Source organism: Tardiphaga sp. 285_C5_N1_2 (assembly GCF_052076065.1).
Taxonomy (GTDB): Bacteria; Pseudomonadota; Alphaproteobacteria; order Rhizobiales; family Xanthobacteraceae; genus Tardiphaga; species Tardiphaga robiniae.
The window spans coordinates 2779931-2795383 of record NZ_CP197241.1 but is presented as its reverse complement, the minus strand read 5'-3'; the positions used below and the strand labels follow the sequence as shown (position 1 = coordinate 2795383).

Genomic DNA, 15453 nt, shown 5'->3' with positions numbered 1-15453 from the left:
CCTTAGGTGTAGGGGCCGAGCTTGCAGCCGAAGAAGTCGGGAGCATTCATTACGCTTTCGCCGTCGGCGATATCGACGATCTCGTAGAAGTCTTCCTTGTTCTTCATCTCTGACGGCTTCTTGCCGCGCAGGATCGGGATCGGGCGTACCATCTGGTGATCCTCGGCGCGGAAATAGACCTTGCCGATGGTCGTCTCGTAAGGCTGCGCCTTGGAGCTCTCCATCGCCTTGATCACATCGACCGGATTGAACGTACCGGCGCGTTCGACCGACATCGCCCACAGATAGGTCTGCATGTAGCCGATATGCGCGCCCCAGCGCGGATAGTACTTGTTCTGCGCCACGAAACTCTCAACGAAGGTCTTGGCGAGCGGATAGGTGTCCTGCAGGCCCCACCAGAAATCGCAGCTGCCATAGACGCCCTGCATCAGTTCGGCGCCGAGCTCCTTGTCCTGGAACGAGGACAGGTTCGGCACCACGAGCTTCATGCGCTTCAGTACACCGAACTGCTCGGCCTGCTTGGTCGAGGCAACCGCATCGCCGCCGAAGGCGATGTTGACGAAGACATCCGCGCCGCTATTGGCGATGTTCAGGAGCGCCGACGAATAGTCGGTGGTGCCGAGCGGCACGACCTCCTTGGCGACCTGCTTCCAGCCCTGCTCCGCCGAGAACTTGGCGAAGCTGTCATAGACGGTGTGGCCATAGGTGTAGTCAGGCACGAGGAAGGCCGACTTCACGTTCTTGCCGAGCGCCTTGGCGACGACGGGCGCCATCGCCTTCGCGGCCATGTAAGCGTTCTGCTGGGAGCGGAAGCCATAGCGCTGGCAGTTCTTGCCGGTGATGTCGTTGGAGCCGGCGATGCCGACCATGTACAGCACCTTCTCGCGCGACCCGAGTTCTTCGAGTGCAATGGCGCTGGCGCTCGATACCGAGCCCGACACCATGATCGCCTTGTCGCGCTGGATGAACTGGGTGGCGCTCTGCACGTCGAGGTTGGGTTTACCTTCGGTGTCGGAGACCTTGTACTTGATCTGCCGTCCGAGCACGCCCTTGCCCTTGAGGCCCCACTTCTGCGCGATATCACCGCCGGCATTGATCTGCGCGATAGCCAGTTCATAGCCGAGTTTGAGGTCGCCGCCGTCACCCGAAAAGACGCCGGTGAGCGGGATGGTCAGACCGACGAAAACCGAATCCGCCGTGACGCCTTCCGGGAAAGTACCGATAGTGGCCGGCGATTGTGCGAAGGCGCTGCCTGGAAGCATGAGGCCGGCGGCAGTGCCGGCTCCTCCGAGCAAAAGCTGTCGACGGTCAAACTGCATGACACACCCTTCTGGTTCGATCACCGCCGCGATTGGCTGGTGAGCCGCAATGGGGATTAGCCCCGGCGAAATTGAGCTTCTGGAACGGCATGCCGTCGCAACTCTCGGTGCCTGCGAGATCATCGCAGGAGCCTCATTCATGGTCACTCGCTGAACCCGAAAGTCCGGCAGCGCTGCATCCGCAAAGCGAGAGAGACGGATCGTTCTTTGTTCCCGTCAGGCTAGGTTGCTTCGGATCGCACGGGGTATAGACAATCCTGCAAAGGGCCTTGCAGACTGGCTTTTCCACCGCGACATGGCGTCCCAGCGACGCGCACTGGCACAGCTCTTGCTGTTACTCCTGAGATGGACAATTTCAAATCGCTCGATTGGGACGACCTCAAGGTCTTCATTCACGCGGCGCGCGGCGGCAGCCTTGGCAGTGCGGCCAAGCGCCTCCGGGTCGATCAATCCACCATCAGTCGCCGCATCGCGCATCTCGAGAGCACGCTGGGTGTGGCGCTGTTCGAGCGATTGCCGTCCGGACTGAAGGTCAACGAGACCGGCGACCGCCTGCTCTGCCATGCCGAGCGGATCGAGAGCGCCGTGATCGCCATGCGGGAAGACGTGCAATGCGGTGGCAGCCGTATGGCTGGCCGGGTCCGTCTTGCCACGATGGAAGGCATCGCCTCGCTCTACCTCGCCTACCGTTTCGTCGAATTGCGCAAACAGCATCCCGACCTGACTGTTGAACTGCTGACGTCACCGCAGAGCGTCTCAGTGAATCGTCGCGAGGCCGATCTGTTTCTGAGCTTCTTCCGCCCGACCGGTCAGGGCATGGTCTCGGAGCGTATCGGCTGCTTTCAGCTCGGGCTCTATGCGTCGCAAGAGTATCTCGACGCGCATGGCGTGCCGAAGAGCCCATCCGAACTCACAAAGCACAGCTTCGTCACCTATATCGACGACCAGATCCAGCTCGACTCCGTGCGCTGGCTCGATGACATCATCAAGAGCCCGCCGGTCTCGTTCCATTCCAACAGCATGTGCGCGCAGATGAATGCTGCGGCCGGCGGTGTAGGGCTCGTGCTGCTGCCGAGCTTTGCCACGGCGCGTCGCCCCGACCTGATCCCAGTGCTGCACGACAAGCTGTCCACCACGCGAGAGCTGTGGATCAACGTCCATAACGATCTGCAATTCGTGCCGCGCATCCGCGCGGTATCGAGCTTCCTGAAGTCGACCTTCAAGGCGGATCCCCTGATGCAGGCCAGCACCAGGGGCCGCAAAATGCTGGATACTCTGCTGGAGACAGACACACCCGCCACAGCCCAGACAGTTTAATGTTACCGTCTGCGATGCGTGATCGGCGTTCGCGAACCACACCATTGATCCAATGAGGTAAACGCCCCGGTAACCATGACGGGCCTCACGTGTGGATCGGTACAATTTGAACGATCCATTCAACAGCCCAACAAAGGCTTTGCGTCAGATTGCTCTCAAGACAGGGAGCTAAAAGATGAGCGAAGCCGAATTTGACTATCTGCTGGAGACAGTCCGGGCCGAAATCGAGGCCGATGTGCGGGACGATCTGCGCAGCCAGGAAATGTTCTTCGCCCCGATTCCGACCGCTGCGAACGACAATGACGGCCCTTGGCCGCTGATTCCGTTTCCGGATGGCTGGCAGGCCTCCTGCTGATCTTGTGTCGGTATGTCGGACCCATGAAAGATTTCAGCCGGGCATTGCCTAAATGGCGAACGGTCTGTAACTAACCCGCTATGGGGCCATGTGGCGGAATGGTTACGCGCCGGTCTGCAAAACCGTTTATTCGGGTTCGATTCCCGACGTGGCCTCCATCAATCCAATCAATAACTTAGCCTGCCAGACCCGCGATCGGGGCGCGACTGCTATGAGTGGTGCGCTGCAACACTTCGCTTGGCACGATTGGAGTATTGATCGTAGCATCCTGCCAACCCTAGGGGGCACGATGAACATCCGGGTCTTGATCGCCACATTGCTGATGACTTCGCCAGGCTGGGCCCAGACCAAACCGCCCGTTCCGGTTCGCACCGATCCCTGCGCACCGATCGGCCGGACCGCCGACGGCCAGTTGGTCTACTCCCTGAAGTGCGAGAAGCTGCCGGTTCCAGTGGTGCCGCCGCAGGCTGCAGCCCCGGCACCGCCTCCCGCACCCGTCGTGGAAGAAGCTCGCGGCGGACTGTTCCGCAATCCGTTTCCGTCGCTCGTCAGGCCGTCATCATCGAGTGACGAGCGTGAAGCCGGCGTCGGTCCGCCGCCCAGCAGCCGATAGGCCGGGATCAATCAAAACCGAACGCGATCAGGCGTGCTTCTTACGCCGCCAGTCGCGCTTGGGTTTGGGCTTTGGCGCCAGTTCCGGCATGACGGTCTGGGCTTCGCGATATTTTGCCAGCATCCGCTCGAAAGCCTCGTTCAGCGTGGTCTCGATCTCCGGCTTCCGTTCGAGGCTGGCCAGCAGCATCCCCGCGGCTTCGATGGTCGACAGGCCGTCCTTGCGCGGTTCGCGGCGCAGCTTGCCGTAGAGCGACGGTTTGGCCGGTCCGAGAATGACGCGCTGGCATTTCAGCATCCAGGCATTGCGCCACCACAGCGCCTTAGCCTGGCTCCAGGTGCCGTCGAGCAGCACGATGCCCTGGATGTCCTTGAGCAGTGCGCGCTGGTTTTCCTCAGCCTGACCCTTGCGGTCGATGGCGAGGATATCCCGGTCGGTCTCGTAATCGGTGACCTTGGCCGAGCCAAGGTAGAGGATCGCCCAGCGGGCGGGATCGGCGACCGGCTTGCCCAGCGCCTTGGCGAGGCTCGGCCAGGACAAGCCGATTTTGACCGTGGCCTCCTTGAAATGTAGCGCGGCGACGCGGGCGGTGCCCAGCGCCCTGTCCTGCTCCTGCGGATGCTGCAGGATCAGGAGCTCGATCTTGTTGTCGATGGGCGTAATGCTGTCGCAGATGCACAGCGGCATCGGCTTGTGGCAATGCGGACATTCCGGGATCGCTTCAGCGACCTCAGCGGCTTGCAGATCTGATTTCTTGGACATTGCCCGCTATACGCCGCGTGGCCCGAGGCTTCAACCGCCGTAACGCCCGGATTTCGCTATTCGGCCGGGGCCGGCAGCGGTGCCGGGCGGGAGCGGTTACGCAGCCGATCGATCAGGAGATAGATCACCGGCGTCGTGTAAAGCGTCAGTACCTGCGAGACGAACAACCCGCCGATGATGGTGATGCCCAGCGGGCGGCGCAGTTCCGTGCCCGGCCCGGTCGCGATGACCAGCGGGATCGCCGCGAATACCGCCGCCAGCGAGGTCATCAGGATCGGGCGGAAGCGCACGGTGCAGGCCTCGAAGATCGCCTCGGCGGGCGACAGTCCGCGATGCCGCTCCGCCTCGATGGCGAAATCGACCATCATGATTCCGTTCTTCTTGACGATGCCGATGAGGAGAATGATCCCGACGAAGGCGATCACGGTCAGCGGCGTGTTGGTGATCTGCAACGCCAACAACGCACCGAGTCCCGCCGAGGGCAGCGTCGAGATGATGGTCAGAGGGTGCACCAGGCTCTCATAGAGCACGCCCAGCACGATATACATCGCGATCAGCGCGCCGAGGATCAGTAGTGGCTGCCGCCCCGTCGTCTTGCTGAAGTCACCGGCATTGCCGTCGAATCCTCCCCGGATTCCTTCGGGCATATGCAGTTCGTCGACCGCGCGCTGGATGTTGCCTGTCACGGCATCGAGCTGCACGCCGGGTAGCGTGTTGAACGACACCGTGGTCGACGGGAACCCCTGCGAGTGGAACACCGCCAGCGCCGACAACGTGCGCGACATGCGCACAACCGCCGACAGCGGCACCTGTGATCCATTCAGGCCCGCAACATAGATGCGATCGAGATCGGACGGATCGTTCTGGAATTTCGGATCGATTTCGAGCACCACCTTGTATTGGTTCCGCTGGGTATAGATCGTCGAGATCTGCCGTTGCGAGAACGCGTTGTTCAAGGCGTTGTCAATGTCCTGCACCTTGACGCCGAGGCTCGATGCCATCTTGCGGTCGATGGTCAGCGTCAATTGCAATCCGCCGGGATCGCGGTCGCTCGACACGTCGGTGATGCCCTCGACGCTCTCCAGCCGTTTGCCGACCAGCGGTGCCCATTTCTGCAGGAGATCGAGATTGGTCGAGGTCAGCGTGTATTGATAGTTGGAGTCACTCTGGCGTCCGCCGGCGCGCAGATCCTGCGCGGCAAACATGAAGAGACGGATACCCGGAACCGCGCTGAGCTTCGGACGCAACCGATTGATGACGTCTTCAGTCGAGGCTCCGTTGCGCTCCTCTGGTGGTTTCAAGGCGATAAACATGGTGCCCCGGTTGGCGCCGCCGCCGCCCGGCCCGCCAGTGCCGCCAAGCGACGAACCGATACTGGCCACGCCGGGATCGCTCAGCACGAGATCAGCCATATGCTGCTGCAATCCGAGCATCGCCTGAAACGAGACATCGGCCGATGCGCGCGTTGCACCGATCACGAAGCCACTGTCGTCGTTCGGAAAAAAACCTTTCGGCGTCTTGATGTAGAGTGTGACCGTCAGCGCGATGGTGGCGAAGAACACCAACAGCGTCAGGAGTGGAAAACCCAGCACCACATGCAGCGTGCGTTCATAGAAGGCCACGACGCGTGACAGCGTGCCTTCGACGATACGGTCGAAACGGGTCTCGGTGCTCGACAGACCGCTCTTGATATATTGCGCACAGATCATTGGTGTCACCGTCAGCGATACCAGCGTCGAGACGACAATCGAGAATGTCAGCGTCAAAGAGAATTCGCGCAGCAATCGGCCGACCAGACCATCCATAAAGATTAGCGGGATGAAGGCGGCGATCAGCGACAGGCTGATCGACAGCACCGTGAAGCCGATCTGCCTGGCGCCGGCGAGCGCCGCCTGCATCGGCGCCATACCCTCTTCGAGATTGCGGTACATGTTCTCGATCATGACGATGGCGTCGTCGACCACAAAGCCGACGGAGATCGCCAGCGCCATCAGCGACAGGTTGTTGATAGAGAAGCCGGCCAGCCACATGCCGACGCAGGTGCCAGCCAGCGCCAGCGGCACCGAGACGCCGGCTGCGATGGTGGGGGTGCCACGACGCAGGAACAGGAACACCACGGCCATCACCAGCACGGCGGTGGCAAACAGCGTCCACTCCATGTCCTCGACCGAGGCGCGAATGGTGCCGGTACGATCAGTCAGAACCGAAATCTCGATCCCGGCAGGAATCCATTGTTTCAGATCGGGGATCAGCGCTTTCACGCGATCAACGGTGTCGATGACGTTGGCGTCGCCCTGTTTGGTGATCTGGATCAGCACCGCCGGCTGCTTGTTGAACCAGGCAACCGAGCGGCTGTTGCGCGTCGCATCCTGAACATCGGCGACATCGGAAAGCCGCAGATAATTGCCGTTCGAACTCTTGACGATGATCTCGCGAAACTCTTCCGCCGTACGCATCTGCGGATTCATCGAGATCGTCTCGCTCTGCCGCGATCCCTGGAAGATGCCGACTGGGCCAAGTGGATTCGCATTGACGATGGCGGTGCGCACGTCGTCGGTGGCAATCCCGGCATTCGACAGCGCGACCGGATTGAGCTGGATGCGCACCGCGGGCTGGTCGGCGCCGCTGGCAGTGACTTCGCCGACCCCCGGCACCTGCGACAGCCGCTGTACGATCACGGTATCGGCGACGTCGTAGATCGCGGAGGCCGACATGGTTGGCGACGTCAAAGCGAGAATGAAGACAGGCGCGGCGGACGGGTTGGCCTTGCGGAACGTAGGCAGTGTCGGAAGATCGGTTGGCAGATCGGCCATCGACGCATTGATCGCGGCTTGCACGTCACGCGCGGCGCGATCGACATCGCGGCCGATGGCGAACTGCAACTGAATACTGGTCGAGCCCAGCGAACTCGTTGAGGTGATCTGATCGAGGCCGGCAATGATGCCCAGACGTCGTTCTAGGGGCGCTGCGACGGTCGCCGCCATGATCGACGGATCGGCGCCCGGGCGCGACGCCTGTACGCGGATCATCGGAAAATCGACATTGGGTGTCGCGGCGACCGGCAGGAAGTGATAGGCGACGACGCCGAGAAGAAACAGTCCGATCGCCAGCAACGTGGTGCCGACCGGCCGCATGATGAATGGCGCTGAGATGGAGATGGAAGCCACTAGGGCGGCCCCCCTGCTCCCGCCGTTCCGGCTGCACCCGCAACGGGCGGCACACTCTTCTCGAACCGGCGGTTGATGCGATCCAGCGCCAGATAGATCACCGGCGTGGTGTAGAGCGTCAGGATCTGGCTGAGCAGCAGACCGCCGATGATCGAGACACCGAGCGGGAAGCGCAGCTCTGCGCCGGTGCCACTTTCGATCGCGAGCGGCAATGCGCCGAACAGCGCCGCCAGCGTCGTCATCATGATAGGCCTGAATCGCAGCAGGCAAGCTTCCACGATGGCGGCTTCGGGCGCCATGCCACGATTCCGCTCGGCATCCAGTGCGAAGTCGATCATCATGATCGCGTTCTTCTTGACGATGCCCATCAGGAGGATGATGCCGATCAGGCCGATCACCGACAGGTCCTGCCCGGTCAGCATCAGGGCCAGGATCGCACCGACACCGGCGGACGGCAGCGTCGAGAGAATGGTGATCGGATGAATGTAGCTCTCATAGAGCACACCGAGCACAATATAGATCGTCACCAGCGCCGCGAGGATCAGCCAGGGCTGCCCTGACAGCGACTTGGAGAATTCCGCAGCATCGCCGGAGAACATCCCGACAATGCTGGTCGGCATGCCGATCCGGGTCTCGATCTTCTTCACTTCGTCGACCGCATCCCCAAGCGCCTCGTTAGGCCCGAGGTTGAAGCTGAGCGAGATGGCGGGGAATTGCGCCTGATGCGAGATCGCCAGTGGCGCCGTGGTACGCGTCAATGTGGCTACGGCAGACAGCGGCACCTGCGGGCCTGCCGCACCGGGCAGATACAGTTTCGACAGCACATCGGGATCGCGCTGCTGCGACGGCAATGCTTCCAGCACAACGCGGTACTGATTGGCCTGACCGTAGATGGTCGAAATCTGGCGCTGCGCGAAGGCGTCATTCAGCGTGTCGGTGACGCCCTGTAGATTGACGCCGAGCTGACCGGCACGCTGCCGGTTGATGTCGAGCGAGGCTCGCAATCCACCGGTCTGGGCTTCCGAGGATACGTCTCGAAACATCGGATCGCGGCGCAATTCAGCAACCAGCTTCTGTGACCACTCGGTCACCTGGGCCGCATCAGTCCCGGTCAACGTATATTGATATTGCGAGCGACTACTCTGCGTACTGATCTGGATGTCCTGGACGGGCTGGAAATACACGGTCATGCCAGGGATCGCGGCGACGCGATCCTTGAGCCGCGCGATCACGGCGTTCATGTCGTCCTTGCGCTCGCCGCGCGGCTTCAGGGTCATCACCAGCCGGCCGACATTGGTGGTCGGATTGACTGAGCCGCCGCCGATCACAGAGATGATGCCGGTGACATCCGGATCGCTCTGGATTGCTGCGGCTGCCGCGCCCTGCCGGCTCTGCATTTCCGTGAAGGACACGTCGGCGCCGGCTTCTGTCACCGCAGTAATCGAGGCCGTGTCCTGCAGCGGCAGGAAGCCCTTGGGGGCGATGACATAGAGACCCAGCGTTGCGACGATGGTCAGGAACGTGACGACCAGCGTCGCCGGCTGATGCTGCAGCACCCACAGCAGCGTGCGATGATAAAACGCCACCATCCGGTCGATACCGCGGCTGACGGCGCCGAGACCGGGCACCTGCCATTCATCCTTGGTGTGCTTCAAAAGCCGCGAGCACATCATCGGCGTCAACGTCAGCGAGACCACGGCGGACATCACCACGGCAATGGTCAGCGTCATCGCGAATTCGCGGAACATGCGGCCTACAAGGCCGGACATGAACAGCAGCGGGATGAAGACAGCGATCAGCGACACCGTTAGCGAGATCACCGTAAAGCCGATTTCGCTGGCGCCAGCCAAAGCTGCCTGCATCGGGCTCTCGCCCTCTTCCATGTGACGGACGATGTTTTCGATCATCACGATGGCATCGTCGACGACAAAGCCGGTGCCGATGGTCAGCGCCATCAGCGAGAGATTATCGAGACTGAAACCGGCGAAATACATCACGCCGAAGGACGTGATCAGCGACAGCGGCAGCGCTACGCCGGCAATCAGCGTTGCACGCAGCGACCGGAGGAACAGCAGCACCACCAGCGTCACCAAGATGACGGACAGGACCAGCGTGAATTGCACGTCATGCACGGAGGCGCGGATCGTCACAGTGCGATCGCTGACAATGGTTAGCTTGACGCCGGCGGGCATGGACCGCTGAACCTTCGGAATTTCCTCGCGGATCTGGCGAACGACCTCGATAACATTGGCGCCGGGCTGGCGCTGGATCTCGATGATCACCGCTGGCGTGCCTTGATACCAACCGCCAGTACGGTCGTTTTCCAGCCCGTCGACGATCTGCGCAATGTCGCCGATGGTGACAGGGGATCCGTTGCGATAAGCGATAATGATCGGCCGATACTGATCCGCCGCCGCGATCTGGTCGTTCGCTGCGATGGTGTAAGCTTGCTGCGCTCCGTCGAGCGAGCCCTTGGGACCCGACACATTGGCGCCGGCGATCGCTGCGCGCAGATCTTCCATCGCGATGCCGTAGGCAGCGAGCCGCGCCAGATCCGCCTGCACCCGCACCGCTGGCTTCAAGCCGCCAAGCACGGCAACCTTGCCGACACCCGAAATCTGGCTGAGCCGCTGCGCCAGCAATGTATCGGACAGGTCGCTCATCGATCGCAGCGAGATGGTGTCCGAGGTCAGCGCCAATGTCATCACCGGCGCGTCGGCCGGATTGACCTTCGCGTAGACCGGCGGGTATGGCAGGTTCTTCGGCAGCACACCGGCGGCGGCATTAATCGCCGCCTGCACGTCCTGGGTCGCGCCATCGATATCGCGGTTGAGATCGAATTGCAGTGATATCTGGCTGACGCCGAACGAGCTCGTCGAGGTCATCGATGACAGCGACGGAATCTGTCCGAGCTGACGCTCCAGAGGCGCGGTGATCAGCGACGCTGTCACTTCGGGGCTCGCGCCCGGCAATTGCGTCGAGACCTGCACGGTCGGGAAATCGACCTGCGGCAGCGCCGACACCGGAAGCCCGAAATAGCCAAGCGCGCCACCGATCAACAACGCGATGCCGAGCAGCGACGTCGCGATGGGCCGGCGGATGAAGGGTTCCGAGACGCTCATGACTGTGCGCTCTTTGGTATCGAAATCATCAACTCAAGCGATCGATCGTGCGAACATCATGGCTACTTCGCTCCCGATGGCGCGGCATTTGGACCGGCTGGAGGCGGCGTCTGGCCAATCGGCGCCTGCGGATTGCCCTGGCCACCCGCACCACCTGAATTCTGGCCACGCTTGCCGCGACGCTCGCCGGCATCATTGCCCTTGCCCCCGCCACGCTTGCGCGGCGCGAGATCGGCGGTCGGCTCCTGATCGTTGGTGCCGACTGACACTTTCGATCCTTCTGCGAGATTGGCAAAGCCCGTGGTGACAACACGCTGGGTCGCCGACAGGCCCTTGGCGATAACGGCCGTGGTCTCGTTCTGCTGCGTAACGGTGACCGGCACCGCCTTCACGATGTCGCCCTCCTCGATCACGTAACTGAACGTACCGGCGGGACCGCGTTGTACGGCCGAGGTCGGCACCACCATCGCATCCTTCAGGGTCTCGACTTTCAGCCGCACATTGACGAACTGACCGGGCCAGAGCTGATAATTCGGGTTCGGGAATTCGGCCTTCAGCTTCACGGTGCCCGTGGTGGTATCGACCTGATTGTCGATGCCGGTGAGCGTACCGGTGTCGATGACGGTGACGCCATCATTGCCGAACACGTCGACCATCAGCGTGCCCTTGGCAGCAGCGGCATTGGCGCGGACGATCTGCTGCTGCGGCAGGCTGAACAGCACAGCGATGGGCTGCAGCTGCGTGATCACCACGAGGCCCGTGGTATCGGACGCGTGGATGATGTTGCCCTGATCGACCTGACGCAGGCCGGCCCGGCCAGAGAGCGGCGCGATGATTTTGGTGTAGCTCAGCGTTGCGGCGGCATTGTCGATGGCAGCCTGATCGGCATTTACCAGCGCCTCCTGCTGGGCGACGAGCGACTTCTGGGTGTCGGCCTGCTGCTTGGAGCCGGCGTTTGACGTTGCGAGCTGCTGGTAGCGGATCAGGTCGAGCCGCGCATTGGCCAGCGTCGCCTCATCCTGCGCCTTCTTGGCAACAGCCTGATCGTACAGCGCCTTGTAGAGAACGGGATCGATCTCGCCGAGCACATCGCCAGCCTTGACGTCCTGACCTTCCTTGAAATTGACCTTGATCAGTTTGCCGTCGACCTGTGCGCGCACGGTGACATTGTTCAAGGCCTTCACCGAGCCGACGCCATCGAGATAGACCGGCACGTCCTGGATCTTCGGCGTCGCCGCAAGCACCGGCACCGTCATCATGTCCGGTCGGAAACCGCCGCGGTTGGCGGTCTGACGCTGCTGGAAGGCGTTCCAGCCGATATAGCCGAGCCCGCCGAGGATCAGCAGCGTCACGGCGATCGACACCGTGCGTCGGCGCGCTTTGCCGGCGACCTTGGCGACACCATCGCCCGTCGCTTTCGCGGCCTCTTTCAACTCCGGCTTAAAGAGCATTGACCGGTCTTTCCATTTTCGGCTCCCAGCCGCCCCCCAGCGCCTGATAGAGGCTGACGATAGCCTGCAGCCGCGCCAGTTGCGCCTGCGACAGGACATCTTCCGCCTGGAACAGCGTCAGCTGGGTGTTTAGCACAGTTACGATGTCAGCGGTTCCAGCCCGCAATTGCTGCTCGGACAGTTCGAAGGCCCGCTTTGACGCCCGGACCACCTCGCGCTGCAGCCGCAGCCGCTCTGTGGTCTGGCGGATCGCGACCAGCGCGTTGTCCACGTCGGCAAAGGACTGCACGACCGTCTTGCGATAGGTCTGAAGCAGCTCGTCCTGCCGTGCCTGGGTCAGCTCGAAATTGCCCTGGATGCGCCCGCCATCGAAGATCGGCTGTGTCAGGCCGCCGACGAGGCTGAAGAAGGCGGCATTGGGTTGGAACAGCGAGGCCAGCGCTGCGCTCTGATAACCGCCCGAGCCGGTCAACTGGATACTCGGAAAGAACTGCGCCCGGGCGCTGCCGACATTGGCCGTGGCCGAGGCCAATTGCGCCTCCTGCCGGCGGATATCCGGCCGCTGGGTTAACAGCTCTGACGGCAGGCCGGGCGTGACGCGCGGGGCTGCGATATTGTTCAGCGACCCGCCGGCCACGCGCACGCTTTCAGGGGGGCGGGACACTAGCGTCGCGAGCGCATTGACATTCTGCGCCAGCGTGGTCCGCAGCGGCGGCACCGCAGCGCGCTGATTGGCCAGCACGCTTTCCTGCTGCGCGACATCGAGATCGGTGCCGGTGCCGGCACTGAAGCGCTGTTTGATCGCATCAAGGATACGCTGCGCGCTGGCGATGTTGCGCTCCGCCGTGCGAATGCGGTCCTGCGATGTCAGCACCTGGAAATAGGCATTGGCGACGGCCGCCATCGTGGTCAGCGCCACCACGTCGCGGTCGAAACGATTGGCCGTCGAGGTTTCTTCCGCAGCCAGCGCCGCGTCGCGGTTCTTGCCCCAGAAATCGATCTCGTAGCTGGCCGAGAGCGAGGCCGAATAGGTCACCACCTCGCGGCCGCCGTTGGTCAGACCGCTGGAACTGGAGCCCGAGGTCCGCGAATAAGTCTCCTGCCCGCCGCCGCTCACGCTGGGCAGCAGCGCTGCGCCGGTGATTCGTGCCTGCGCATCGGCCTGCATGATTCGCGATGTTGCCGCAGCGATATCGAGGTTGACCGTCTGGGCCTCCTCCATCAGCTGCGTCAGTTCCCTGGAGCGAAAGCCGCGCCACCAGTCCAGCGTCGGCGTGGCGCCGTTCGGATTGGCCAGCCGTGCCGCCTTATAGCCCTCGGGAATATCGAGGGCCGGATCAGGCAGATCCTTGGTCAAAATGCAGCCTGCCGAACTGGCAACGACGGCAAAGGCGACGACCGAACGCCCGATCTTTTTCGCAAACAGGAGACTCACCGCACGGACATCCGGACAAGGCTCCGCCGCGCGCGCTTTGCGCCGAGGTTCGAGGCGTTGGAGTATGTAGCCTGAGACACGTTCACCGGGTGATGCTTGGTCAATGAAACGAGCCCGCATTCTAGCGGCCCAATCATCCTGCGGACAGTGTTCTTACGTGTCGCAACGTGCAAGCGACACGAATGCTAGATGCCCGCAAATGAGTGGATTTGCACAGATTCTCCCGATTTTGTGGGGTTTTTTGGTCCCTAACAGAAGCGCCGGAAGGTCAGGCTTACGAAGATTTCATGTGTTCATTTGTTGCTGACGCCCGGATTGCGTTCCCCTGTGCACCGGCAGCGTTTTGAAACCCGCCGGGATGTGATGTATGCGCGGCTCAAGCCCATGGGCCATCGCTTCAGTTGCCGCGTGAAGAGCTGTTGGTCGATCATGATCGGCTTGACGATGCGGACCGGATGCCACCGCCGTTCGACGTCAATCGTGCCGCGTGAAGCAAACCATGCAAGAAATACCCGCTTGGCGAGCAAACAAGGCCGCGCTTATACTCCTGCAAAATCGTCCGCGCGTTGACCGAATTTCGCAGCGCACAAAGACGATCCTGTTCGACAAAAGAGCGGCGGCCACATCCTTCCATGCGACTTGAATTCGGGCACAGAACCACGAACTCCCCTGGATCTGCACATGTCTGATCTGATCGTTCTCACTCCGGAAAATGTCGACAAGGCGCTGCCCGATCTGCCGCGCATCGTCCGGCTGGCATTGGGCTTCGGCTCACGTCTGCGCCGCGGCACGCTCGACGTGACACTTCCCGATGGCCGGCGTGTCCGCCTCGGCGGCATGGAACCTGGTCCTGCCGCGGAGATGACGATCACCAGCTATGCGTTCGCGTCGCGTCTTGTGAATGGCGGCGATATCGGCATCGCGGAAGCCTATCTACACCGCGAATGGGACACGCCGGATCTCACGCAATTCCTGTATCTGTTCTGCGTCAATCACGATCTCATTCAGGTGATGCTCGGCAGCAATCCGCTGATGCGCTTCGTCCAGATCGTTCGTCACTGGTTCAATCGCAACACCAAGCGGCAAGCTCGCAAGAACATCTACGCGCACTACGACATCGGCAACGCGTTCTATTCTGCGTGGCTCGATCCGAGCATGACCTATTCGTCCGCGATTTTCGAAGACAGTACGCAGGATCTCACGGCCGCGCAAAACAACAAATATCGCCGGCTTGCAGAAGCAATCGATCTGAAGCCCGGCCAGAAGGTGTTGGAGATCGGCTGCGGCTGGGGTGGCTTTGCCGAATATGCCGCGAAAAACTACGGCGCGCATGTCACCGGTCTCACCATCTCGACCGAGCAGCGCGATTTCGCACGTAAGCGGATGCAGGACGCGGGCCTTGGCGACAAGGTCGAGATCAAGTTTCAGGACTATCGCGACGAACGTGGACAGTATGACCGCATCGCTTCGATCGAGATGATCGAGGCCGTCGGCGAACAGTTCTGGCCGCAGTATTTCTCACAATTGCGCGACCGGCTGCTGCCCGGCGGATTGATCGGTATCCAGGCCATCACGATCCAGGACAAGTTCTTCCAGACCTATCGGCGCGAGGTCGACTTCATTCAGCGCTACGTCTTTCCCGGCGGCATGCTGCCGTCGCCGGAAATCCTGAAATCCCTCGGGGCCAGATACGGCGTTCCTGTCATCAAGGAACGCATATTCGGACTGGATTATGCCAAGACGCTGGCGACCTGGAGAGATAGTTTCCGCGCGGCCTGGCCAAGCCTGACGCCGCTCGGTTTCGACGACCGGTTCCGGCGGCTCTGGGAATACTACCTGGCCTATTGCGAGGCCGGTTTCCTGTCGGGGAATATCGACGTTCGCCAGGTCGTATTCGCAAAAGCCCCATAGT

10 protein-coding genes and 1 tRNA gene are annotated in these 15453 nt (G+C 61.8%); 5 read left to right on the top strand and 6 right to left on the bottom strand.

What is annotated here, in order from left to right; genetic code table 11:
• Positions 1 to 2: 2 nt before the first annotated feature.
• A complete protein-coding gene (locus tag AB7951_RS13345) occupies positions 3 to 1319 on the bottom strand; it encodes an ABC transporter substrate-binding protein (RefSeq protein ID WP_093759099.1) in 1317 nt (438 codons plus the stop codon).
• A 345-nt stretch (positions 1320 to 1664) separates the two neighbouring features.
• Here AB7951_RS13345 and AB7951_RS13340 point away from each other — a divergent pair, with 345 nt between their 5' ends.
• The 4 genes from AB7951_RS13340 (at position 1665) to AB7951_RS13325 (ending at position 3604) form a co-directional block, all read left to right on the top strand.
• A complete protein-coding gene (locus AB7951_RS13340) occupies positions 1665 to 2636 on the top strand; it encodes a LysR family transcriptional regulator (RefSeq protein ID WP_439061603.1) in 972 nt (323 codons plus the stop codon).
• Positions 2637 to 2811: 175 nt separating this feature from the next.
• Positions 2812 to 2991 (top strand): hypothetical protein, encoded by a 180-nt coding sequence (locus AB7951_RS13335; protein WP_068736432.1) that lies wholly within the window; start codon positions 2812 to 2814, stop codon positions 2989 to 2991.
• Positions 2992 to 3075: 84 nt separating this feature from the next.
• Positions 3076 to 3149, top strand: a tRNA-Cys gene (locus tag AB7951_RS13330).
• Between the two features lie 131 nt (positions 3150 to 3280).
• Complete coding sequence (locus AB7951_RS13325) at positions 3281 to 3604, top strand: hypothetical protein (protein WP_115028814.1); 324 nt, start codon at positions 3281 to 3283, stop codon at positions 3602 to 3604.
• 27 nt (positions 3605 to 3631) lie between these two features.
• Here the strand turns inward: AB7951_RS13325 and AB7951_RS13320 are convergent, their stop codons facing one another.
• The 5 genes from AB7951_RS13320 to AB7951_RS13300 all read right to left on the bottom strand — a co-directional run bounded on the left by AB7951_RS13320 (position 3632) and on the right by AB7951_RS13300 (position 13532).
• Entirely contained in the window at positions 3632 to 4366 is a 735-nt protein-coding gene (locus tag AB7951_RS13320; protein ID WP_439061604.1) for a tRNA-uridine aminocarboxypropyltransferase, read from the bottom strand.
• 56 nt (positions 4367 to 4422) lie between these two features.
• Positions 4423 to 7500 carry an efflux RND transporter permease subunit gene (locus AB7951_RS13315; protein WP_439062657.1) on the bottom strand — a complete coding sequence of 1026 codons (3078 nt, stop codon included), beginning with the start codon at positions 7498 to 7500 and terminating at the stop codon, positions 4423 to 4425.
• A 32-nt stretch (positions 7501 to 7532) separates the two neighbouring features.
• On the bottom strand, positions 7533 to 10655 hold the full coding sequence (locus AB7951_RS13310) for an efflux RND transporter permease subunit (protein WP_441255830.1): 3123 nt from the start codon (positions 10653 to 10655) through the stop codon (positions 7533 to 7535).
• A 62-nt stretch (positions 10656 to 10717) separates the two neighbouring features.
• Positions 10718 to 12106 carry an efflux RND transporter periplasmic adaptor subunit gene (locus tag AB7951_RS13305; protein WP_120289665.1) on the bottom strand — a complete coding sequence of 463 codons (1389 nt, stop codon included), beginning with the start codon at positions 12104 to 12106 and terminating at the stop codon, positions 10718 to 10720.
• Complete coding sequence (locus tag AB7951_RS13300) at positions 12096 to 13532, bottom strand: efflux transporter outer membrane subunit (protein WP_439062658.1); 1437 nt, start codon at positions 13530 to 13532, stop codon at positions 12096 to 12098. The genes AB7951_RS13305 and AB7951_RS13300 overlap by 11 nt, the downstream gene beginning before the upstream one ends.
• A 690-nt stretch (positions 13533 to 14222) precedes the next feature.
• On the opposite strand from AB7951_RS13300, the gene AB7951_RS13295 reads away from it, so the two are divergent.
• On the top strand, positions 14223 to 15452 hold the full coding sequence (locus AB7951_RS13295) for an SAM-dependent methyltransferase (RefSeq protein WP_120289661.1): 1230 nt from the start codon (positions 14223 to 14225) through the stop codon (positions 15450 to 15452).
• The last annotated feature ends 1 nt before the right edge of the window (position 15453 follow it).

Bases quoted from the DNA above. Each gene is read 5' to 3' on its own strand.
- AB7951_RS13345 (WP_093759099.1), bottom strand. From the start codon at position 1,319: ATGCAGTTTGACCGTCGACAGCTTTTGCTCGGAGGAGCCGGCACTGCC.
- AB7951_RS13340 (WP_439061603.1), top strand. From the start codon at position 1,665: ATGGACAATTTCAAATCGCTCGATTGGGACGACCTCAAGGTCTTCATT.
- AB7951_RS13335 (WP_068736432.1), top strand. From the start codon at position 2,812: ATGAGCGAAGCCGAATTTGACTATCTGCTGGAGACAGTCCGGGCCGAA.
- AB7951_RS13325 (WP_115028814.1), top strand. From the start codon at position 3,281: ATGAACATCCGGGTCTTGATCGCCACATTGCTGATGACTTCGCCAGGC.
- AB7951_RS13320 (WP_439061604.1), bottom strand. From the start codon at position 4,366: ATGTCCAAGAAATCAGATCTGCAAGCCGCTGAGGTCGCTGAAGCGATC.
- AB7951_RS13315 (WP_439062657.1), bottom strand. From the start codon at position 7,500: ATGCGGCCGGTCGGCACCACGTTGCTGGCGATCGGACTGTTTCTTCTC.
- AB7951_RS13310 (WP_441255830.1), bottom strand. From the start codon at position 10,655: ATGAGCGTCTCGGAACCCTTCATCCGCCGGCCCATCGCGACGTCGCTG.
- AB7951_RS13305 (WP_120289665.1), bottom strand. From the start codon at position 12,106: ATGCTCTTTAAGCCGGAGTTGAAAGAGGCCGCGAAAGCGACGGGCGAT.
- AB7951_RS13295 (WP_120289661.1), top strand. From the start codon at position 14,223: ATGTCTGATCTGATCGTTCTCACTCCGGAAAATGTCGACAAGGCGCTG.